Here is an 18,391-nt window from a genome sequence, read left to right as displayed (position 1 = left end):
TAGCCTACCTCATTTAGAGGAGTCTGAGCCCGGGGAAGCGGGCGCGGAGGGCCTCCTGGAAGGGCTGGAGCCCGGTTTCGGGGACCAGGGCCACCACCGCCCCCCCAAACCCCGCCCCCGTGAGCTTGGCCCCGTAGGCCCCCGCCCTTAGGGCCTCCTCCACCAGGAGGTCCAGCTCGGGGAGGCTCACCTCGTAGTCCTGGGCGAGGGAGCGGTGGCTCGCTGTCATGAGCTCCCCGAAGGCCCGGGCGTCCCCCCGCCTTAAGGCCTCCACCCCCCGGAGGACCCGCAGGTTCTCGCTCACGATGTGCCGGGCCCTCCGGTCCAGGGGCGGGGGCAGGCTTTCCACCAGGCAGAGGTCGCCCACGTCCCTGAGGGACCGCACCCCAAGCCGCCTTGCCGCTTCTTCCGCCTCTTCCCGCCGCGCGTTGTAGCCCGCCTCCGCCAGGCGGCGCCCGAGCCCCAGGTCCAGGACCACCACCCGGACCCCGGGGGGAAGGGGCAGGTTCTCGTGGGCCAGGGTGCGGGTGTCCAGGAAGAGGGCCTTCCCCACCTCCCCCAGGCTCGCCGCCATCTGGTCCATGATCCCGCACCGCACCCCCACGTACTCCACCTCGGCCCTTTGCGCCAGGCGGGCCACCTCCAGGTCGGAGAGGGGCAGGCGGTGGAGGGCGCGGAGGGCCTTGAGGGCGGCCACCTCCAAGGCGGCGGAGCTGGAAAGCCCGGCCCCCATGGGGAGGTCGCTCCGCACGTGGAAGCGGGCCCCCCTCACCTGGTGCCCCGCCTCCCGGAGGGCCCAGACCACCCCCAGGAGGTAGTCCAGGAAGTCCCCCTGGGGCGGGCTCCCCAGGGGCCTGGCCCGTAGCTCCTTTAAGGCCTCGCTGTAAGCCTCCACCCGCCCCTCGGCGGGGCCCACCTCCACCCGGGTGAAGTAGGGGACGGGGGTGGGGAGGACGTAGCCCTCCTGGTAGTCCGTGTGTTCCCCCAGGAGGTTCACCCGCCCCGGGGCCTGGGCGCTGGCCTCGGGTAGGGCGCCGAAGACCTCTTGAAAGCCCATGCCTCCATTATGGGCAAAGGGCCTTCAGGTTGTGGTCCAAGAGGGCCAGGTAGCTCCTCACCTTGGCGTCCAGGGTGTCGGTGTACATCACCACCACCCGGGCCCCGATGGCCTCGGCCAGGGCCTTTAGGGCCGTGCCCTGGAACTGGGGCTCCCCCAGGACGAGCCGCACCCCTTCCCGCTTGGCCTTGGCCACCAGGTCCAGGAAGCTCCGGCTCCCCACCTCCTGGGCCCCCCCGCGGCTCAAGACCCCCACCACCTCGAGGCCGTACCGCCGGGCGAAGTAGCGGAAGGCGTCGTGCTGGACCACCACCTTCACCCCCTGGAGGCGGCAGGCGCGGAAGGCCTGGTCCCGCCTTTCCACCTCCTTCCGGAAGCGCTCCAGGTTGGCCTGGTACTGGGCCTTGCCCCCGGGGTCCAGGGCGGAAAGCTCCCGGTAAATCCGCTCCGCGTAGCGCAGGGCGTAGGTGGGGTCCAGCCACAGGTGGGGGTCGCAGGGGCCGTGGTCATCGTGCTCCCCGTGCTCTTCCCCCTCGCAGATAAGGTTCGGCTGGCCCTCCCCCAGCTTCACCACCCGGGCCCCTCTAGGCAGGAGGGCCTGCAGCTTGGGGAGGAAGGGCTCGAGGCCCAGGCCGTTGGCGAAGAGGAGGCGGCTTTGGGTCAGGGCCTTGGCCGTGGCCGGGGTGGGCTCAAAGGTGTGGGGGTCGGCCCCGGGGGGGACCACCGCCGCCACCTCCACCCGGCCTCCCCCCACCTGGCGCACCAGGTCCGCCAGGATGGGGGTGGTGGCCGCCACCCGGACCTGGGCCAGGCTGAAGGAAGCAAGGGTGAGCAGGGCAAGGAGGCGTTTCATGGTGGTAATGATAGAGCATTGTCATCTTCTTGGCAAGGCGGGGGGTCCCGGCTCTTGGATAATGGGGCCATGAAGGTGCTCATCCTGACGGTGGGCAGCACCCGCGAACCCCTGGAGGTGGCCCTGGCGGAGCACGCCCCGCAAGGGGTGGTCTTCCTGGCGAGCCAGCAGAGCCACCCCGTGGCCGCTGAGCTGGTGCGGGACTACGGCGCTTCCTTGCGCCACCACACCCTCCTTCTGGCGGACGCGGAAAGCCTCCTCGAGGCCTACCAGGTGGCCCTGAAGGCCCTGAAGAAGGCCCTGGAGTGGGAGGCTGCCAGCATCGTGGCCGACCTCACCGGGGGCACCAAGCCCATGGCGGCGGGGCTTTAGCCGTGGTCCTGGCCGCCTTGGTCCTGGTCCTGGAGGGGGAAGGCCTCCCCGAGCCCGTGGGCCTGCGGGGCTTCTTCTATGGACTCCTCAAGGAGGTGGCCCCGGAGGTGCACGACCAGGGGGAAAACCCCTTCGCCCTGGGCTTCGGGGGGCGGGCGGGGGCGGCCTGGGCCCGGGTGAGCCTCCTCCGGGAGGAGCTTTACGCCAGGCTCGCCCCCCGGCTTTTCGCCCTGGAGGGGAAGGAGGTGCGGCTAGGGCTTCCCTTTCGCGTGCGGGCCGTGCTCCAGGAGGGGCACCCCTGGGCCGGGGTCGCCACCTACCCCCGCCTCTTCCAGGGGCCTCCTTCCCGGGACCTCCCCTTGCGCTTTCACACCCCCACCTTCTTCCGCAGGAAGGGGGCCCACTACCCTCTGCCCGAGCCCAGGCTTGTCCTGGAAAGCCTCCTCCGGCGCCTCGAGGCCTTTGGCCCCCTTAAGGCCTCGCCCGAACTCAGGGAGGCCCTGTTGGAGAGGACCACGGTGCGCTTCCTCTCGGGAAGCACCCAGAAGGCGGCCACCGAGGTGGACACCGTGGGCTTCGTGGGCCGGGTGGTCTACCACCTGCCCCGGGCCACGGAGGAGGAGGCCCTGTGGCTTTCCGCCCTGGGGCGGTTCGCCTTCTTCAGCGGCGTGGGGGCCAAGACGGCCCTGGGCTACGGGCGGGCCAGGGTGTTCGCCGGAGGGGGTTTCCAGGGGGGGTCCTGGCCCCCCTAAAGGGCCAGGGCCCCCCGGGGTAGGGGGGCCCGAGGGGGCTTGGGCCGCTACCTCGAGGCCACGCTCCGGTTGTACCGCTCCAGGGCCGCGTCGGCCTTGGCCTTGGCCTCCTTCAGGGCCGCCTCCGCGGCCTTGCCCTTCAGAACCTCCTCCCACGCCGCCTGCACGTACTGGCGGATCTCGGGGAAGGCCCCCATCACGCAGCCCGCGCTGGCGTTGTTGACCCGGCTGGTGGCCAGCTGCTGGATGGCGGTGGTGTAGTTGGGCTGCCGCACGTGGGCCTGGCGCACCTCGGGCAGGTCCGCCACCCCCTTGACCACGGGGAAGTAGCCGGTGGCCAGGTGCCACTTGGCCTGGGTCTTGGGCTCCAGGAGGAAGCGGACGAAGGCCCAGGCCCCCTGGGTTTCCGCCTCGGGGAAGCCCTTAAGGACGTAGAGGGCGGCCCCGCCGATGGCCACCCCGTTCCGCTCCTTCAGGAAGGGGTAGTAGGCGGTGCGCAGGGGAAAACGCCCCCCCACCTGGCGCAAGACCCCGGTGAGGCTCGCCGTGGAATAGGCGGCGATGGCCGCCTGCCCCTGGGCGAAGAGGCTCTGGGAGTCGGCCCAGGTGCGGCCCGTGTTGGCGGCCACCCCTTCCCGCACCAGGCGGGCGTACATGTCCAGGAAGGCCACGGCCGCGGGGTTGTCGAAGGCCACGGCGGTGGCCCGGGCCTTGCGGCCGTTCTCGTTGTTGCAGAAGTACTCCCCGGAGTTGTAGGAGATCTGCTCCACGAACCAGGAGTCTATGGGGATGGAGAGGCCGTAGCGCACCGTGCGCCCCTGGGCGTCCTTCTTGGTGAGCTTGCGGGCGGCCTCCTCCAGGTCCTTGAGGCTCCAGGTGGGCTTGAAGGGGATGCCTGCTTCCTGGAAGGCGGCCATGTTGAAGTAGAGGATGGGGTTGGAGGAGTTGAAGGGGAGGCCGTAGAGCTTGCCCTCGAGGGTGTAGTAGTTCCTGGGCTGGGGCAGGAAGCGGTCCAGGTCAAACCCCTCCTTGCGGGCCAGGTCCTCCAGGGGCACCACCGCCCCTGAGTCGCTTAGGATGCGCGCCCCGATGTCGTAGACCTGGACCACGTGGGGAAAGCCCCGGCCCGCCCTTAGGGCGGCGAGGAGCTTGTTGATGCCGTCGTCGTAGCTCCCCACGTAGAGGGACCGCACCTGGTAGCGGTTCTGGCTGGCGTTGAACTCCTTGACCAGGGCCTCGGTGGCCTCCCCCAGCACCCCGCCCATGGAGTGCCAGAACTCCACCGTGGTCCGCTGGGCCTGGGCCGTCCCCAGGAGGAGCGCCGCCAGAAGGCCTGCTTTCGCCAAGAAAAGCCCTCGCATTCCCATACCGAACCTCCTTACCCCTTCAGCCCGCCCAGGGCGATGCCCCGCACGAAGGCCCGCTGGGCGAGCAGGAAGGCGACCAGGGTGGGGAGAAGGACCAGGATGGCCCCGGCGGCCACCACGTTCCAGCGGGCCACCTCCTCGTTGAGGATGAGGTTCACCGCGATCTGGGCCGTCTGCATCTCCCGGCTCTTGGTGACCACCAGGGGCCAGAGGTACATGTTCCAGGTCCCGATGAAGGTGAGGGCGGCCAGGGCCCCCAGGGCGGGGGCGGAGAGGGGGAGGACCACGTGGCGGAGGACCTGCCCGTGGCCCGCCCCGTCTATGCGGGCCGCGTCGAAGTAGTCCTGGGGGATGGTCCTCAGGGCCTGGCGGAGGAGGAAGACCCCCAAGGGGCTCGCCAGGAAGGGGACCACCAGGGCCAGGTAGGTGTCCAGCCAGCCCAGGCGGTCCACCAGGAGGTAGAGGGGCAGGAAGGTCACCTCCCCGGGCACCAGGAGGAGGGCCACCGCCAGGCCGAAGAGGGCTTCCCGCCCGGGAAAGCGGAGCCGGGTTAAGGCGTAGGCGGCGAGAAGGCTCGTGAGGAGCACGCCCAAGGTGACGAGCCCCGAGACCAGGAGGCTGTTGAGGAGGAAGCGCATCAGGGGGAAGCGGGAAAGGGCCTCCCGGTAGGCTTCCAGGGTGGGGTGTGGGGGCAGGAGCCCCGGGGCGTAGAGGTCCCCTTCCGCGCGCAGGCTGGCGGAGAGGAGGGTGAGGAGAGGGAGGATGAGCACCAGGGCGTAGGCCCCCGCCAGCGCGTAGGTGAGGAGGAGTCTGCGTGCCCTGCGCCTACGCATAGTGCACCCTCCTGCCCAGGAGCCAGAACTGCAGGGCGGCCAGGACCAAAAGGGCCAGGAAGAGGAGGAGGGCCTGGGCGGCCGCCAGGGGCACCTGGAAGTTGAAGAAGGCGTCCTGGTAGACCCGGTAGATCCAGACCATGGAGCTTTCCGCGGGGCCTCCCCGGGTGAGGAGGTGGATCTGGCCGAAGGCGGTGAGGCTCTTGAGGACCACCAGGAGCCCCACCAGGAAGAGGGTGGGGGAGAGGAGGGGCAGGGTGATGCGGAAGAAGCGGGTGAAGGGCCCCGCCCCGTCCACCTGGGCCGCCTCCAGGACCTCCTCGGGGATGTTCTGCAGGCCCGCGGTGAGGAGGATGGCGGTGAACCCCACCCCGGCCCAGGCGGTGACCACGGCCAGGGTGGGGAGGGCGAGCTCCGGGGAGGTGAGCCAGGGCTGGGGCGGGAGGCCCAGGGCCCCTAGGGCCCGGTTGGCCCAGCCCCCCACCGGGTGGAGGAACCAGCCCCAGGCCACCGCGGCCACCGCGGTGGGCACGGCGGTGGTGAGGAAGAAGAGGGTGCGGAAGAAGCCTACCCCGGGGTAGGGGCGCCAGACCAAGAGGGCCGCCCCGAGCCCCAACAAGAGCTCCAGGGGGGCCACCATGAGGGCGAACTTGAGGGTGAGGAGGACGGTCCTATAGAACTCCGGCCTTGAGAGGACCTCCAGGTAGTTTGCCAGGCCCACCCACACCCGCTGCCGCCCGAAGAGGTCCTCCCGGTGGAGGGAAAGCCAAAGGGCCTCCAGCACGGGCAGGGCCATGAAGAGGAGGAAGAGGCCGTAGGCGGGGAGGAGGAAGGGGATGGCCTCGAGGGCCCAGCGGGCTTCCCTCCGGACCTTGGCCGCCTTGGCGAGCACCATACCGCCTTAGAGGGTAAAGGCGGCTTGTCAGCCCCGGGTCATGCCCTTTCTTCCGGCTGGGCGAGGGCCTCCTCCAGGCCGAGGAGGAGGCCGATGGAGGGCAGGGGGTTTCCCCTGACCTCCAGGACCAGGGGCCGCCCCAGGTGGGGGGGAAGCCAGCGGGGGTGGTCCAGCACCCCCGTGCCCAGGTTCCAGTGGCGGTCGTAGGTGCCGTCGGTGTCGTTCAGGTGCAGGTGCTTGGGGCCCAGGGCCAGCCAGGGCTCGGGGTCGGGGGTCTGGCTGAAGACCCGGGCGTGGGCGGCATCGAAGCAGAAGCCCAGGGCGGGCCCGTGGGCCTCCAGCACGGGGCGCAGGGCCTCCGGGGTGGGCTCGTGGGTGTTCTCCAGGAGGAGGGGAACCCCCAGGGTTTGGGCCCGGCGCACCACGGGGGCGAGGGCCTCCACCAGGCGCTCCGCCCGCTCCTGGGCCTCCTCGGGGGTGCGGCCGTGGGGGATCCCCGAGTGGAGGACCGCCCCGTCCGCCCCGAGCTCTGCCGCCCGGTCCAGGCCGAAGAGGAGGCGCCTCAGGGAGAGGCCCCGCACCTCGGGGTCGGGGGAGAGGAGGTCCAGGTTCCAGAAGGGGAGGTGGACGGAAGGGGCCCGCCCTAGGGCCCGGGAGAGGCGGGAGAAGAGGGCATCGTCCTCCAGGTGCTCGGGCTCCAGGTAGACCTCGAGGCCCAGTTCCAGCTCCTCCAGGTAGGGGAGCTTGGCCTCCACCTGGGAAAGGGCCAGGGAAAGGCGCAGGTCCACGACCCTAGGCTAGCCCCCCTGCGTCAGGTCCCGGTCAGGCCCCCCAGGGGCCCCACGCTGGCGCAAGCCAGCATGGGGTGGCCCTACCTCCCGCTTTGCGCGTCGTGCCGGCCGCCCCAGAGGGGGCGCTAGCTCCCGTCCGGGAGGAGGTGTCCCCGGACGGTTCCGATGAGGCCCGGCCCCTAAGCAAGGAGGGGCGGCGCCGCTTCCGCCGGGCGGTGCGGGGGTTGGGGCGGCTCGGGGTGCGGCTGGACCGGCTCTACCACAGCCCCCTGCTCCGGGCGGTGGAGACCGCGGACCTCCTCGTGGACCTGGTGGGAGGGGAACGGGCGGCCACCCCCCTCCTGGCCCAGCCCCCCGATGAGGCCTTGCTGGCCCTTTTAGAGGGCCCTGGCGAGGGGGAGCGGGTGGGTCTGGTTGGCCACGAGCCCTGGCTTTCCCAGCTTTGCGCCTGGCTGGCGGTGGGCAACCGCAAGAGGGCCTCGGGCTTTGTCCTGAAAAAGGGTGGGGTGGCCTGGCTGGAGGGGGAAGCCCGGCCGGGGAAGATGCGCCTGCGGGCCCTCCTGCCCCCGCGGGTGCTCAGGGCCCTATAGGGGCCTTCCCTGTCCTCGCTGGCTTCAAAAAAATCTACCCCCTAGGGCGTAATCCTGCCGCCCTAGGGGGTATGGGACCTACAGGTTCCGGGCCACCACGTAGAGGCCCAAGGCGAAGTAGAAGAGGAACCACCCCGCGAGGAGGCGCACGCTCAAGTTCCCGAAGCGCTCCACTCCAGGGGCGGGGTTTGGCCCTTCTGGCGGCTTCCGGAGGCGTAGAGCACCTGGGCCAGGTAGACGATGGCCGGAATGGCGGCCACCCCCGTGGCCACAAAGAAGAGGATGGAGCCCCAGTCCCAGACGAAGGGGTAGGCCAGGACGCTGTAGCCCAGCCGCCCCCACACCCCCATGCGCATGGCCTCCCGCACCACCTCCCCAGGAGGCTCGGTATGAGGGCCCCGGAAAAGGGGCCCGGTGCGGGATACCAGGGGCTGGCAGGGCAGACGCGGGGATGACCTTCTTCTGACCTTCCCCCCCTAGCCTGGGGGCGGAGGTGAAGGGATGAAGCGAAGGGATATCCTCAAAGGCGGTCTGGCGGCGGGGGCCTTGGCCCTCTTCCCTGGGGGCCGGGCCCAGGGGGCCCCGCAGAACCAGCCTTCCTTGGGGAGGCGCTACCGCAACCTGATCGTCTTCGTCTATGACGGCTTTTCCTGGGAGGACTACGCCATCGCCCACGCCTACGCCCGCAGGCGCCAGGGGCGGGTCCTGGCCCTGGAGCGGCTTCTCGCCCGCTACCCGAGCGGGCTCATCCACACCGCAAGCCTCACCAGCTACGTGACGGAGTCCAGCGCCGCCGGAAACGCCTTCTCCTGCGGGGTGAAGACGGTGAACGGGGGCCTTGCGGTCCACGCGGACGGCACCCCCTTGAAGCCCTTCTTCGCCGCCGCCAAGGAGGCGGGGAAGGCGGTGGGCCTGGTCACCACCACCACCGTCACCCACGCCACCCCGGCGAGCTTCGTCATATCCAACCCCGACCGGAACGCCGAGGAGCGGATCGCGGAGCAGTACCTGGACTTCGGGGCGGAGGTGTACCTGGGGGGCGGGGACCGCTTCTTCAACCCCGCAAGGCGCAAGGACGGGAAGGACCTCTACGCCGCCTACGCCGGGCGGGGGTACGGGGTGGTGCGGAACCTCGAGGAGCTCTCCCGGGCCAACGCCGGTAAGCTCTTGGGCGTCTTCTCCGACAGCCACGTGCCCTACGAGATCGACCGCCGCTTCCAAGGGGTGAAGGCCCCGAGCCTCAAGGAGATGGTCCAGGCGGCCCTGCCGCGCCTCTCTGCCCACCGCAACGGGTTTGTCCTCCAGGTGGAGGCGGGCCGCATTGACCACGCCAACCACCTGAACGACCCCGCCGCCACCCTTTGGGACGTCCTGGCCGCGGACGAGGCCCTGGAGCTCCTCACCGCCTTCGTGGACAAGAACCCCGACACCCTCCTCCTCCTGGTGTCCGACCACGCCACGGGGACGGGGGCCCTCTACGGGACCGGAAAGAGCTACCTGGAGAGCTCCCTGGGGATAGACCTCCTGGAGGGCCAGCGGGCCAGCTTTGAGCACATGCTCCGGGCCCTGGGCCAGGCTCCCGACGCCGCCCAGGTCAAGGAGGCCTTCCGGGCCATGAAAGGGGTAGCCCTCGCGGACGCGGAGGCGGAGATGGTGGTCCGGGCCATCCGCGAGAAGGCCTACTGGCCCGAGGGGGTGCGCCACGGCATCCAGCCCAGCAACACCCTGGCCTGGGCCATGGTGCAGAAGGACGCTAAGAAGCCCGACCGGCCCAACATCGGCTGGAACTCGGGCCAGCACACCGCAAGCCCCGTGATCCTCCTCCTCTACGGCCAGGGCCTGCGCCTCGTGAACCTGGGCCTCGTGGACAACACCCACGTGTTCCGCCTCATGGGCGAGGCCCTGGGCATCCGCTACCAGAACCCGGTGATGTCCGAGGAAGAGGCCTTGGAGGTCCTGAAGGCGCGGCCCCAGGGCATCCTCCACCCCCAGGACGTCTGGGCCTAGGCCGTAGAGGCTCCTCCTTCCAGACCCCCCTTCCGGGGGGTCAACGCCATTGTGGGTTTGGGGGCTACTCCCCTTAGGGGGGCCTGCGATTGTTTCCTTGTTGACATACCCATGACGGGTATAGGGTACATTCGTCCCTAGGGGAGTGGAAAGACTCCCCGTATGAGGAGGTGAGTGGACGGATGAAGCGCTTTGGCGGGTTCTTGCTCCTGGCCTTCGGCGGGGCCATGGCCCAGGGGCTGACCCTGGGGGAGCACCTGGTCCTCAGGGGGTATACGGGCCAGGCCTTCGGCAAGGTCATGGCGGAGGCCCTTGGCTTCCGGAGCCTCCACGTCCTCACCAACAACACCTCCATCTGCGCCGCCCTGGTAGGGGCCATGGGGGCGGGATACCTGGACGCCAAGGGAGAGCGCCGCATGACCACCACGGTGCTGGCCGGGCCCCAGGAAGTCCCTCCCCTGAGCCCGAAGGAGGAGGCGGTGGCCCTTGTCTTCGGGGGACAGGCCACCCCGGAGGTCAACTACGGCCTGACCCTGGAGGCCCTGCGGGCCCTGGCGGCCGCCAACTACCCCGGGGCCCTCTTTTTCCACCTGCGGGTGTGGGTGCCGGGCTTCGTGGCCAAGGCGGCCCAGGAGGACCCCCAGGTGGCCCGCTATCTGGCCAGCAAGGAAAACCTGTACACCGCCACCGCCGACCTCAACGCCAAGGTGGTCCGGCTCTGGCAGGTGCGGGTGGCGGACGGCAAGCAGACCACGGGGAAGGAGCTGGGCACCATCCCGCTCAACCCCACCTGGGAAGATCTTCTGCGCCGCTCCCTTTAGCCCTTCCTCTGCGGGCCCCGGGGCTTGCCCCCGGGGCTTTTTTTGACCCTCCCCTGACCGGAGGGGGCTAGGGTGGAGGCATGCGGATCCTGGTGACCAACGACGACGGCATCTACAGCCCCGGCCTCTGGGCCTTGGCCGAGGCCGCCAGCCAGTTCGGGGAGGTCTTCGTGGCCGCCCCCGACACGGAGCAAAGCGCCACGGGCCACGCCATCACCATCGCCCACCCCGTGCGGGCCTACCCCCACCCCACGCCCCTCCCGAGCCCCCACTTCCCCGCCTACCGGGTGCGGGGGACCCCCGCGGACTGCGTGGCCCTGGGCCTGCATATTTTTGGCCCCGTGGACCTGGTCCTCTCCGGGGTCAACCTGGGGAGCAACCTGGGGAACGAGATCTGGCACTCGGGGACGGTGGCCGCGGCCAAACAGGGGAGGCTTTTCGGCCTGTCCGCTGCCGCCTTCAGCGTGCCCCTGAACGGGGAGACCCCGGACTTCGCCCACCTCCGTCCCTGGCTCCTCAAGACCCTGGAAACCCTTCTCCGCCTGGAGCGGCCCTTTCTGGTGAACGTGAACCTGCCCCTTAGGCCCAAGGGGCTTCTCTGGACGCGGCAGTCGGTGCGGGCCTACGAGGGGGTGGTGGTGCCGGGGGAGGACCCCATGGGCCGGCCCCTTTACTGGTTTGCCGCGAAGCCCCTGAAGGAGGCCGAGGAGGGCACGGACCGCTGGGCGGTGGAGCGGGGCTTTGTGTCGGCTACCCCCTTGCGCCTGGACCTCACGGACGAGGGGAGGCTGCAGCCCACCTTGGCCCATGATTAGCGTGCTCATCCCCACCAAGGGGAGGCCCGGGTTCTTGCGGGAGGCCCTGGAGAGCCTGAGGCGGCAGACCTTTTCCCGCTTTGAAGCGGTGGTGGTGGAGGACGGGGAAGGGGAGGGGCTGGAGGTGGTGGCGGCCCTGGGGGACCCAAGGCTCCGGGGCTTCCGGAACCGGGGCCGGGGCCAGGTGGAGGCCCGGCAAACCGGTTTGGCGGAGGCCCGGGGGGAGGTGGTCCTCTTCCTGGACGACGACGACCTCCTCCTGGATGCCGCCTACCTGTACCGGGTCTGGCGGGGGCTTTCCCAGGAGGAGGCGGTGGTCTACGGGGAGGGGTGGCTCTTGCTGGAGGCGGAGGCGGTGCCCTTCTCCCCCGGGGAGGTGGGGGCGTGGCTCCTGCGGGACAACCGCCTCCTGGCCTCGGGGACGGCCTTGCGCCGGGCTACCCTCGAGGCCCTGGGGGGCCTGGACCCGGGGATGGGGGACTACTGGGACTGGGACCTGTGGCTGCGGGCCTATAAGGCGGGGCTCCCCTTCCGCTACCTGAAGGGGCGGGGCCTGGGGATCCGGGTCCACGGGGCCAACCAGAGCTACGGGGCGAGGCACAGGGAGCGGGCCTACTACCTGGAGCGGCTACGGCTCAAGCACAACCTTGGTCCCTTGGTCCTCAAAAACCACCTTTCCCTGGCCCTAGGGCAGGTGCCGGTAAGGACCTAAGCCTCCCAAAGCCTCCCCGTGAGGAGGCCGTTACATTAGCCCCCGGTTGTGGTCTGCTTGCCGTTTTTCCCCTCGCCAGCGAGTAGGGCTTCGAAGGGTTCGGGAGTTACCCCGATTTCCCCTAGGATCTTGCTGTACCGGTTATAGGCCCTCAGCGCCAGGTGGATCCGTCCTTCCAGGCCATAGCCCCTGAGAAGGATCCGATAGGCCTCTTCGGCCATGGGGTCCACCTCCAACAGCCGGTGGGCTATGGCGATGGCCTCCCCAGGCTGTTCCCAGCGGAGGAAGTGATCGGCTACCAGAACGACGGCCTCCACGAACTCCAAGAGCAGGCGCTCCCTTTCGGGAATCGCCCACTCGGCGTAGGGTAGGTCGGCGAGAAATTCCCCTTGGTAGAGGGCAAGGGCTTGGCGGAGTTGGCTTACTCCCTTCTGGGGGTCGGTTGGTAGGAGGCTTTTACCCTCCGCCAGGAGGGCTTCGAAAAGGTCCACGTCGGTGTTGACCCGTTCCCGGTTAAGCCAAAGGGTTTCCTTTTCCCGGAGGACGATTCGGGAGGGGAGGTTGCCCGGCTTTTCCGGATCCAGGGCCCGATCCAGCCAGAAGAGGAGGACCCTGAGGAGGGGAGAAGCCTCTTCGGGAGGTTTTCCGGGCCAAAGGGCCTCTAGAACGGCCTCTTTGGGGAGCGCGTGGTTCCGCTGGGCCACCAGGAGCTGCAGGAGCTGGAGCGCTTTGCTCCGGCCGAAGGCCTCCCTGGGGATCTCTTCCATCCCCCTCCAGATGCGGAACCGCCCCAGGGTCTGGATAAAGATCCGGCCGCGGTCGTGGGGAAGGACGGTCGGTGGAAGCAGGCCCACCAGGCAGGGGTGGAGCCTTAGGAGGCGTAGGACATAGGGAGAGGCTTCTTCAAGCCCGTTCCCAAGGGCCAGGCGCAGGAGGCGGAGCCGTCGCTCGGCACGCTTTAGGCCTAAGGAAGGGGCCTCCAGCAGAAGGCACTCCAGGTCTCGCAGAGCCTTGAGGCGTTGCAAAAAGGCACGAATGGATTCGAGAAAAGCCCGATGGTCCCCTCTTTCCTGCGCCAGCCAGGCGAGCCACAAGTTGGCGGCGGCGGAGAGGTAGTGCTCGCCGCAGCTTTCTCCCCCGCAGATGGCCCGGGTGAAGGCTTCCTCTGCTTGTTGGTGGAGGCCGTTTTCGGCCAGGGCGATGCCCCGGGCTAGGGTGAGGAGCGCTTGCATGTACTCGTCCCCCGCCTCCTGAAGGATGGCCAGGGCCTTCCCGAAATGCCCCTCCGCCCTATCCATCCTCCCCGCATACCCCTCAAGCAGGCCCAAGCCCAGATGGGCCTCCACGGCGAACCGGGGTACGGCGATGGCTTGGCTCAGGGTCAGGGACTGCTCGTAGGCCTCACGGGCCCGGGCGGGGTTGGGGTGTTCCCCCGTAAGCCAGGCGTGGCCTAGCCTGGCCCAGGCCACGCACTCCATGATGGGGGAGCGAAGGTCTTGGGCCAACCTTAGCCCGGTGTGTGCGTAGCGGAGGGCCTCCTCCTGGTCTCCGGAAAGGGCTGCGGCCCAGGCCAGGACCAGGGCAGGCTCGCGGTGGACCCCCGGCGTCCGGGGACTAGGGAACCTTTCCCAACCCTCCAGCAGGGACCTGGTTTCGGAAAACCGGCCCTGGCGCAGTCGGAGCCTGGGATCAGGCGGCAGGCCAAGGACCCGGTAAAGGCGTTCTGCCCGGCGGAGCCGGCCGCGGTTGACCTCGTTTTCCGCCAGCATGCGCAAAAACAGGGTCCGAAGGGGGCGCAGCCGAGGGTGGCTGCGGCAGTACCGCAGGGCCTCCTGCAGAAAAGCCTCCGCTTGAGAGGGTTGGACCGTATCTAAATAGATCTGGGCAAGAGCCCTGGCCGCCCATAGGGCTTCCTCGCCCTGGGCCTGGCTGCGGGCCATGTGGCACCACTGCAAGGCGGCCCTGAAATCGGAAAGGAGCCTGGCAGCCTCGCCGCGAAGGCGTAGCAGGCGAGGGTTTTCCCAGAGGAGGGGCGGCGGCAAGGCATCGCACCAGGAGGCGACCTCTGGGTACAGGCCCTGGGCGTTGAGGTTCTCCCCATGGACCTCCAAGAGGCTCTGCACCTCGGGGAACCGCCCTGCCGCCAGCAGGTGGGGGATGGCCTCGGCCACCCTTCCCTGGGCCAGATAGGCGGAGGCCGCCTGGGCGTGCAGGGCGGAAAGATCCCCGAGGCGGGCCGAGGCTTGGGTGCGGAGGAAGCGCTGAAAAAGGGTGTGGAAGCGATAACTGCCCTCCGGGTGAGGGGTGAGGAACAGGGATCGTCCCTCAAGCTCCCGGAGTAGCGCCTGGGCGTCCACCCCCGGCACCAGGGCTTGGCAAACGGGGGGCTCGAGGCGCTCCAGGATCGCGGTGTGCAGAAGGAAGGTCCGCACCTCCTCTGCCTCCTTGGCCAGCACCTCCACCGCCAGGTAGGTGAAAAGGTCCTCGAGGGAGTCCTGGCCCCTTCGCAAAAGCTCGGCAACGGGCCAGCCATCCTTCGCCTTTTCGGCGATCAGCCGCAACGCCGCAGGCCACCCCTCTGTCTCCTGGGCAAGGAGGGCCGCTTCCTCCGGCCGCAGGCGGATGCCCTCGCGGAGGAAAAGCGCCTCCACCTCCTCGGCGGTGAAGGCCAGGTCTTGGCGGGTGACCTCGCGCCACTCCCCGTAGACCCGGAGCCGAGGGCGGTTGGGGAGGCTTGGCGCCCCCCGGCTTATCAGGACCAGGTGGAGGTTGGGGGGAAGGCTTTCGGCCAACCGGGCAAGGGCCAGGGAGGCGGAAGGGGAGGTAACGGTGTGGACGTCGTCCAAAACGAAGAGGAATGTCCCTTCCAGGTGGAGCAGGGCCTCGAGGAGGCTCTCCAGGCTCTCCTCCGGGGCAGAAACGGGGAGGAGGAGGCGTAGGCCACGACGGATCTCCTGCTCCAGCACCACCTCCTCGCCTGTCCGGGTGGACAGGCTGAGCCAGGCGGTTGGGTATCCCCGTGCCCTAACCCAGGCGGCCACGGCCAGGGTTTTGCCGTAACCGGCCTCCGCCCGGACCACCAGCACGGGGGCTCCAAGGCCCCGGTCCAAAAGGGTGTCTACCCGCGGGCGGGGAAGGTAACCCGGAGGCACGGCCGGGACAGCCCAGTCCCGGGGAGGCATGCCCAGCATTTTACCCCGGGGAGCGATGGAGGGCCAAGAGAAACGTTCGGGAAACGCCGGGGAAATGCCCTGCCCCTATGGTGGATCCGGGATGGTGGACTTCTTGCAGGCGGCCTTGGGTGGCTTGGGGGCAGGTAGCCTTTACGCCTTAATGGCCCTGGGCTTGGTGCTTATCTACCGGGCCACCCACGTGGTGAACTTTGGCCAAGCGGATCTGGTCACCATGGTGGCCTTTGTGGCCTTTCTGCTTGCCCAGCTGCTTCCCTTGGGCCTGGCCCTGGCTTTGGCCATCCTGCTTGGGGGATTTCTGGGTATAGCCGTAGACCGGGCGGTGATGGCCCCCGCCCGGCGGCGGGGGGCGAGCCCCCTGGCCCTCCTGGTAGCTTCCCTGGGCGTGGGCATCCTGGTGAACGGGCTAAACGGCCTTTTCTTCGGTCACAGCCCTCGTAGCCTGCCCTCTCCCTGGCCCTCAGGCGCTTGGCTTCTGGGGGCGGTGGTGGTTTCCTGGGATGTGGTCCTCAACGTCCTCACCGCGGCCTTGCTTGCCGCTGCCCTGTTCCTGTGGTTCCGGTATAGCCTTTTGGGCTTAGGGGTAAGGGCGGTGCTGGAGAACCCCTGGCAAGCCCGGTTATGCGGGGTTCCCGCCCCCAGGGTCTACGGGGTCTCCTGGGCCTTGGGCGTGGGGTTGGGAGGGGTGGCCGGGCTTTTGGCAGCCCCCCTCGTCTACCTGGAGCCCAACGCCCTGGTGGAGCTTTTGGTGAAGGGGTTTGCTGCCGCGGTTCTCGGCGGCCTCACGAGCTTACCCGGGGCCGTGGTGGGGGGGCTGGGGCTCGGCCTTGTGGAGAACTGGGTCGCCCTCTACCTGGGGCCTGAGCTCAAGTCAACCGTGGCCTTTCTCGTGATCGTGGGGGTGCTGGCCCTTCGGCCCGCAGGCCTTCTAGGAGAAGCTCCGAGAATCAGGGTGTAAGCCATGCGCCGAAAGATCTGGCCCTTCCTCCCCCTGGCGGCCCTGCTCGGCCTCCTCCCCACGGTGCCCGGCTACGCCCAGTACCTTCTGGCCCTGGCGGGAATCATGGCGGTGGCGGCCCTGGGGCTAAACCTCCTCCTGGGCTATGGGGGGATGGTGTCCATCGGCCATGGGGCCTTCATGGCCCTAGGGGCTTACGTGTTCGCCCTCTTGCGGATCGAGGGGGTCCCGTGGTGGCTCGCCCTTCCCCTGGCCGGTCTTGCCGCCTCCTTGCCCGGCTTTCTCCTAGGGTTCCCGGCCCTTCGCCTCGCCGGTCCTTACTTGGCCATAGCCACCCTGGGCTTCCAGGTTGCGGTCAACCAGCTCGCCCTCCGCCTGCAGGGAATCACGGGGGGCTACCAGGGTTTGCGGGTTCCCGAGGCTTGGTCGGGGGCAGAGGGCCTGTACGCTGTATTGGGTACCCTGGCCTTGTTGCTCCTGTGGAAGCGCCGCCTGGTCCAGAGCCTGGTGGGGAAGGCCCTGGTGGCCGTTAGGGACAACGAGGCCGCGGCGGTGTCCGTGGGCATTCCCCCCGCTTGGGCCAAGACCGGGGTCTTCGCCCTCTCGGCCTTCTACGCGGCGGTGGCAGGGGGCCTCCAGGCCCAGCTGGTGGGCCTGGTCACCCCCTTTGACTTCGGCCTGGCCACCTCCATCCTTCTGCTGGCCATGGTTGTGATCGGGGGCGCGGGGACCCTCTGGGGTCCCCTCCTGGGGGCGGCCATCCTCTTCTGGGGTTTCCAGGCCCTAAGCGGGATCCCGGATCTGAGAAATCTCGTGTTCGGCGCCCTCCTCGTCGTCTTCCCCCTCTTTTGGCCGCGGGGCGTGGCGGGTTTCCTCGGGAGGTTGGGATGAGCTTGAGCCTCGTGGGCGTTTCCGTCCGCTTCGGAGGGCTTCGGGCCCTGGAGGGCGTCTCTCTCAGCGTGGGCAGGGAAGAGGTGGTGGGGCTGGTGGGGCCCAACGGGGCGGGTAAGACCACCCTCCTCAACCTCATCAGCCGCTTTCTGGATCCCAGCGAAGGGGAGATCTGGTGGGAAGGGGAAAACCTCCTGCGAAAGCCTCCGGAAGCTCTGGCCGCTTTGGGGATCGGCAGGACTTTCCAGATCCCGCAGCTCTTTTCTGGGCTCACCGTGCTGGAGCACCTGGCCTTGGGGGCCTATGCCCGCCTAGGCGGGGGCTTTGTGGCCGCCTCCTTGGGACTCCCACGGCTTAGGGCTCGGGAGAGGGACCTGTTGGTCCAGGCGGAAGAGGTGCTGGAGCTACTGGGCCTTTCCGAGGTGGCCCAAACGCCTGCGGCCGCCCTCCCCTACGGCATGAAGAAGCGCGTGGAAATGGGGCGGGCCCTGCTCAGCCGCCCCCGGCTCCTCCTCCTGGACGAGCCGGGGGCGGGGCTCAGCCAGCAGGAGAAGTCCAGTTTTCTCTCCCTTATCGCGCGGATACGCACCCGTTACCGCACGGCCATCCTCCTGGTAGAGCACGATATGGAACTGGTACAGGCGATATGCGAGCGGGTCCTGGTCCTTAACTTCGGACGCGTCCTTGCCCAGGGACGCCCCGAAGAGGTGTTGGCCCTCCCCGAGGTGGTGGAGGCGTACTTGGGAGAACCCTTAGGAGGCAGGGATGGCGCTTCTAGAGGTTAAGGAAGCCGTGACCGGGTACGGCCAGATTCCCGTGCTCCGGGGGATCAGCCTGGCCGTGGAGGCCGGTGAGGCGGTGGGCGTCCTGGGGCCCAACGGTTCCGGGAAGAGTACCCTCCTCCGCCTGATTTCCGGCCTGCTTCCCCTCTGGCGCGGGGATCTACGCCTGTCTGGGCGCCCGCTAAGGGGGCTGGCCCCGGAAGCGGTGGCCCGGAAGGGGGTGGTGCATGTGCCCGAGGGCTCAGGGGTGTTCGCGAGCCTGTCCGTGGCCGAAAACCTCCGCCTGAGCCTCTATGCCCGGCCTAGCCCCGAGGGCTTTGCGGAGGATTTGGACTGGGTCTTGGACCTCTTCCCCCGGCTTAGGGAACGGTACGGCCAGAAGGCAGGGACGCTTTCCGGGGGGGAGCAACGAATGCTGGCCATCGCCAGGGCCCTTTTGGTCCGCCCCCGGCTTCTGCTCCTTGACGAGCCTTCCCTGGGCCTCGCCCCGGCCGTGGCCCGCCAGGTGTTCCAGACCCTGGCGGGTCTGTGCCAGCGCAGGCTGTTTGCCCTCGTTCTGGTGGAGCAGAACGTTAACCTGGCGCTGGGGTTGGTGCGGCGCGCTTACGTCCTCCGGGGGGGAGAGGTGGCCCTGGAGGGCGAGGCGGAAACCTTGTGGCATGACCCCGAGGTGCGGCGGCTCTACCTCGGGGTGACTTGAGGAG

18 protein-coding genes and 1 pseudogene are annotated in these 18,391 nt (G+C 69.2%); 11 read left to right on the top strand and 8 right to left on the bottom strand.

Annotation, left to right across the window (positions count from 1 at the left end; all coding sequences use genetic code 11):
• Positions 1-13: 13 nt before the first annotated feature.
• Together galK and ACYQ0J_RS01785 are read right to left on the bottom strand one after the other, a co-directional pair.
• Positions 14-1,057, bottom strand: coding sequence for a galactokinase (gene galK, locus ACYQ0J_RS01790; protein ID WP_460170478.1), 1,044 nt, complete (start codon positions 1,055-1,057; stop codon positions 14-16).
• Positions 1,058-1,064: 7 nt separating this feature from the next.
• Positions 1,065-1,910 (bottom strand): metal ABC transporter substrate-binding protein, encoded by an 846-nt coding sequence (locus ACYQ0J_RS01785; RefSeq protein ID WP_460170477.1) that lies wholly within the window; start codon positions 1,908-1,910, stop codon positions 1,065-1,067.
• 69 nt (positions 1,911-1,979) lie between these two features.
• On the opposite strand from ACYQ0J_RS01785, the pseudogene ACYQ0J_RS01780 reads away from it, so the two are divergent.
• Both ACYQ0J_RS01780 and cas6 read left to right on the top strand, forming a co-directional pair.
• A pseudogene (locus ACYQ0J_RS01780) lies at positions 1,980-2,279 on the top strand (TIGR02710 family CRISPR-associated CARF protein); the annotation flags it as partial.
• A gap of 5 nt (positions 2,280-2,284) precedes the next feature.
• Entirely contained in the window at positions 2,285-3,034 is a 750-nt protein-coding gene (gene cas6, locus ACYQ0J_RS01775; protein WP_460170476.1) for a CRISPR-associated endoribonuclease Cas6, read from the top strand.
• Between the two features lie 47 nt (positions 3,035-3,081).
• Here the strand turns inward: cas6 and ACYQ0J_RS01770 are convergent, their stop codons facing one another.
• The 4 genes from ACYQ0J_RS01770 to ACYQ0J_RS01755 are packed head-to-tail and all read right to left on the bottom strand — an operon-like array spanning position 3,082 to position 6,917.
• Positions 3,082-4,395 (bottom strand): ABC transporter substrate-binding protein, encoded by a 1,314-nt coding sequence (locus tag ACYQ0J_RS01770; RefSeq protein WP_460170475.1) that lies wholly within the window; start codon positions 4,393-4,395, stop codon positions 3,082-3,084.
• Positions 4,396-4,412: 17 nt separating this feature from the next.
• Positions 4,413-5,234: a carbohydrate ABC transporter permease gene (locus ACYQ0J_RS01765; protein WP_460170474.1), complete on the bottom strand. Its 822-nt coding sequence runs from the start codon at positions 5,232-5,234 to the stop codon at positions 4,413-4,415.
• Complete coding sequence (locus ACYQ0J_RS01760) at positions 5,227-6,129, bottom strand: carbohydrate ABC transporter permease (protein ID WP_460170473.1); 903 nt, start codon at positions 6,127-6,129, stop codon at positions 5,227-5,229. The genes ACYQ0J_RS01765 and ACYQ0J_RS01760 overlap by 8 nt, the downstream gene beginning before the upstream one ends.
• A 38-nt stretch (positions 6,130-6,167) precedes the next feature.
• On the bottom strand, positions 6,168-6,917 hold the full coding sequence (locus ACYQ0J_RS01755) for a sugar phosphate isomerase/epimerase family protein (RefSeq protein WP_460170472.1): 750 nt from the start codon (positions 6,915-6,917) through the stop codon (positions 6,168-6,170).
• A gap of 104 nt (positions 6,918-7,021) precedes the next feature.
• On the opposite strand from ACYQ0J_RS01755, the gene ACYQ0J_RS01750 reads away from it, so the two are divergent.
• Positions 7,022-7,510, top strand: a complete 489-nt coding sequence (locus tag ACYQ0J_RS01750; RefSeq protein WP_460170686.1) for a SixA phosphatase family protein — start codon at positions 7,022-7,024, stop codon at positions 7,508-7,510.
• Positions 7,511-7,662: 152 nt separating this feature from the next.
• On the opposite strand, the gene ACYQ0J_RS01745 is transcribed toward ACYQ0J_RS01750, so the two are convergent.
• On the bottom strand, positions 7,663-7,881 hold the full coding sequence (locus ACYQ0J_RS01745; protein WP_460170471.1) for a hypothetical protein: 219 nt from the start codon (positions 7,879-7,881) through the stop codon (positions 7,663-7,665).
• A 130-nt stretch (positions 7,882-8,011) separates the two neighbouring features.
• Here ACYQ0J_RS01745 and ACYQ0J_RS01740 point away from each other — a divergent pair, with 130 nt between their 5' ends.
• The 4 genes from ACYQ0J_RS01740 to ACYQ0J_RS01725 all read left to right on the top strand — a co-directional run bounded on the left by ACYQ0J_RS01740 (position 8,012) and on the right by ACYQ0J_RS01725 (position 11,865).
• Entirely contained in the window at positions 8,012-9,517 is a 1,506-nt protein-coding gene (locus tag ACYQ0J_RS01740; RefSeq protein WP_460170470.1) for an alkaline phosphatase, read from the top strand.
• 182 nt (positions 9,518-9,699) lie between these two features.
• Complete coding sequence (locus ACYQ0J_RS01735; protein ID WP_460170469.1) at positions 9,700-10,338, top strand: hypothetical protein; 639 nt, start codon at positions 9,700-9,702, stop codon at positions 10,336-10,338.
• Between the two features lie 80 nt (positions 10,339-10,418).
• Positions 10,419-11,153, top strand: coding sequence for a 5'/3'-nucleotidase SurE (gene surE / locus ACYQ0J_RS01730; RefSeq protein WP_460170468.1), 735 nt, complete (start codon positions 10,419-10,421; stop codon positions 11,151-11,153).
• A complete protein-coding gene (locus ACYQ0J_RS01725; RefSeq protein ID WP_460170467.1) occupies positions 11,146-11,865 on the top strand; it encodes a glycosyltransferase family 2 protein in 720 nt (239 codons plus the stop codon). The genes surE and ACYQ0J_RS01725 overlap by 8 nt, the downstream gene beginning before the upstream one ends.
• Positions 11,866-11,900: 35 nt before the next feature.
• Here the strand turns inward: ACYQ0J_RS01725 and ACYQ0J_RS01720 are convergent, their stop codons facing one another.
• On the bottom strand, positions 11,901-15,047 hold the full coding sequence (locus ACYQ0J_RS01720) for a BTAD domain-containing putative transcriptional regulator (RefSeq protein ID WP_460170466.1): 3,147 nt from the start codon (positions 15,045-15,047) through the stop codon (positions 11,901-11,903).
• A 91-nt stretch (positions 15,048-15,138) separates the two neighbouring features.
• On the opposite strand from ACYQ0J_RS01720, the gene ACYQ0J_RS01715 reads away from it, so the two are divergent.
• Genes ACYQ0J_RS01715 through ACYQ0J_RS01700 form a run of 4 tightly spaced genes read left to right on the top strand, consistent with a single transcriptional unit; the run spans position 15,139 to position 18,387 of the window.
• Entirely contained in the window at positions 15,139-16,014 is an 876-nt protein-coding gene (locus tag ACYQ0J_RS01715) for a branched-chain amino acid ABC transporter permease (protein ID WP_460170465.1), read from the top strand.
• 3 nt (positions 16,015-16,017) lie between these two features.
• Positions 16,018-16,905 carry a branched-chain amino acid ABC transporter permease gene (locus ACYQ0J_RS01710; protein WP_460170464.1) on the top strand — a complete coding sequence of 296 codons (888 nt, stop codon included), beginning with the start codon at positions 16,018-16,020 and terminating at the stop codon, positions 16,903-16,905.
• Positions 16,902-17,690 carry an ABC transporter ATP-binding protein gene (locus ACYQ0J_RS01705; protein WP_460170463.1) on the top strand — a complete coding sequence of 263 codons (789 nt, stop codon included), beginning with the start codon at positions 16,902-16,904 and terminating at the stop codon, positions 17,688-17,690. Before ACYQ0J_RS01710 ends, ACYQ0J_RS01705 begins: the two co-directional genes overlap by 4 nt.
• A complete protein-coding gene (locus ACYQ0J_RS01700) occupies positions 17,671-18,387 on the top strand; it encodes an ABC transporter ATP-binding protein (RefSeq protein ID WP_460170462.1) in 717 nt (238 codons plus the stop codon). Before ACYQ0J_RS01705 ends, ACYQ0J_RS01700 begins: the two co-directional genes overlap by 20 nt.
• The last annotated feature ends 4 nt before the right edge of the window (positions 18,388-18,391 follow it).

The organism is Thermus sp. FJN-A (assembly GCF_054655095.1).
This window is presented reverse-complemented; position numbering and strand designations above follow the sequence as displayed.

Coding starts and splice junctions, on each gene's coding strand:
- ACYQ0J_RS01740 (WP_460170470.1), top strand. CDS start 8,012: ATGAAGCGAAGGGATATCCTCAAAGGCGGTCTGGCGGCGGGGGCCTTG.
- ACYQ0J_RS01700 (WP_460170462.1), top strand. CDS start 17,671: ATGGCGCTTCTAGAGGTTAAGGAAGCCGTGACCGGGTACGGCCAGATT.
- galK (WP_460170478.1), bottom strand. CDS start 1,057: ATGGGCTTTCAAGAGGTCTTCGGCGCCCTACCCGAGGCCAGCGCCCAG.
- ACYQ0J_RS01705 (WP_460170463.1), top strand. CDS start 16,902: ATGAGCTTGAGCCTCGTGGGCGTTTCCGTCCGCTTCGGAGGGCTTCGG.
- ACYQ0J_RS01725 (WP_460170467.1), top strand. CDS start 11,146: ATGATTAGCGTGCTCATCCCCACCAAGGGGAGGCCCGGGTTCTTGCGG.
- ACYQ0J_RS01765 (WP_460170474.1), bottom strand. CDS start 5,234: ATGCGTAGGCGCAGGGCACGCAGACTCCTCCTCACCTACGCGCTGGCG.
- ACYQ0J_RS01785 (WP_460170477.1), bottom strand. CDS start 1,910: ATGAAACGCCTCCTTGCCCTGCTCACCCTTGCTTCCTTCAGCCTGGCC.
- ACYQ0J_RS01710 (WP_460170464.1), top strand. CDS start 16,018: ATGCGCCGAAAGATCTGGCCCTTCCTCCCCCTGGCGGCCCTGCTCGGC.
- ACYQ0J_RS01720 (WP_460170466.1), bottom strand. CDS start 15,047: ATGCCTCCCCGGGACTGGGCTGTCCCGGCCGTGCCTCCGGGTTACCTT.
- ACYQ0J_RS01760 (WP_460170473.1), bottom strand. CDS start 6,129: ATGGTGCTCGCCAAGGCGGCCAAGGTCCGGAGGGAAGCCCGCTGGGCC.
- ACYQ0J_RS01735 (WP_460170469.1), top strand. CDS start 9,700: ATGAAGCGCTTTGGCGGGTTCTTGCTCCTGGCCTTCGGCGGGGCCATG.
- ACYQ0J_RS01770 (WP_460170475.1), bottom strand. CDS start 4,395: ATGCGAGGGCTTTTCTTGGCGAAAGCAGGCCTTCTGGCGGCGCTCCTC.
- ACYQ0J_RS01715 (WP_460170465.1), top strand. CDS start 15,139: ATGGTGGACTTCTTGCAGGCGGCCTTGGGTGGCTTGGGGGCAGGTAGC.
- surE (WP_460170468.1), top strand. CDS start 10,419: ATGCGGATCCTGGTGACCAACGACGACGGCATCTACAGCCCCGGCCTC.